Annotated in this window: 1 protein-coding gene; it reads left to right on the top strand. The window is 36.2% G+C overall.

Annotated elements, in window-relative coordinates; all coding sequences use genetic code 11:
• The first annotated feature begins 937 nt into the window (after positions 1 to 937).
• Positions 938 to 1,177 (top strand): hypothetical protein, encoded by a 240-nt coding sequence (locus tag AC1DWB_RS35560; RefSeq protein WP_477545774.1) that lies wholly within the window; start codon positions 938 to 940, stop codon positions 1,175 to 1,177.
• Positions 1,178 to 1,230 lie beyond the last annotated feature (53 nt).

Raw genomic sequence — 1,230 nt, 5'->3', positions numbered from 1 at the left:
CAAGATAAATGCCAGATTTGGAATGTTTCATCTTTACATACAGTATGATAGCGAGAAGAAAACATATAATTTCACCTACTAGTGCCAGAACATCATATGCAGATGATCGTTTGACCTCCTCAGTAGATACTAAATATTCTCTGCCATCTCTTGAAAAGAGTATAGTTTGTGATTGCGAGATCGTCCTCCATTTTTTTACTGAAGGGTAATTGCTCGGATCCATATTATCGATCTTTACGATGCGATCTCCTGTCTTCATATTAAGCTCATCCGCTTTATTTCTGCCATCAAAATAGGAAATCACCCAAGTATGTTCATTGGTTTCCTCAAGGTTAATCCCGAGTACCGGATAACTGAAAATAAGGTGAATAAACCATAACTGAACAGATAAAAAGAGTATCAGTGAGCAGACTATTAAATATTTCCTTAAAATATTCTCCACCTCTTTTTAACAATGAAAGAATCATATACAATGTACTTATTCCAACAGAAATGAGGTGTTCCAATGGTTGCAGCGGTATCATGGTCCCCAAATTTACAAACTGTTATAAAGAGTTTGGCAAAGTTCCAGTCAACAAGAAGTGAAAGCGATACCAACAAATTATTATCCTCATTATCACCGTTCGAGAGACAAGCAGTACTTGACGGTATGAACAAATCTGTTAACAAGTCAGAACTGGTAGTAAAATATTATTGGTACTAGTAGTCTACCAATATTTTACCAGCAAAAAAAGAGATTGTATATTAGTCGAATTAATCGACTAGTATCCAATCTCTTTTTTTGTTGCAATATAAACGTGCAACATGTTGCAAATAAAGTTTGCTTCACGTTGAACCATAAATGTGCTGAGAAATGTGTCATTTCATACTAAAATGAGAGATAGATATGGTATTGCGTGATCTTTCTGGTAATATATGAGAAAGCGAGGGGCTGCAAATGGCTGCAAGTGTTATGAACACTATCGATTTGGGGAAGATGGAAGACAAAAATTTTCTTGCCATCGCCATTAAAACCGAGCTTCACTTGAATAAAAATCGGATGCACCTGCTGATGGATTTCCACAATAACCCTGAGTTTATAAAAGAAATCGCCGAGAAAATAACTCGCAGAATGCAAAATTATAAAGAAATAACCGAATTCGTCTTGCATAACGAAGTGGCTAAAGAATTGAATTAAGAGCGAGTGTATTGAAAAGAGTCTCCCTCAGGTCTGTTGAACCTGCTGGAGAC

This window comes from Paenibacillus sp. P4_E11 (assembly GCF_056401635.1).
This window is presented reverse-complemented; position numbering and strand designations above follow the sequence as displayed.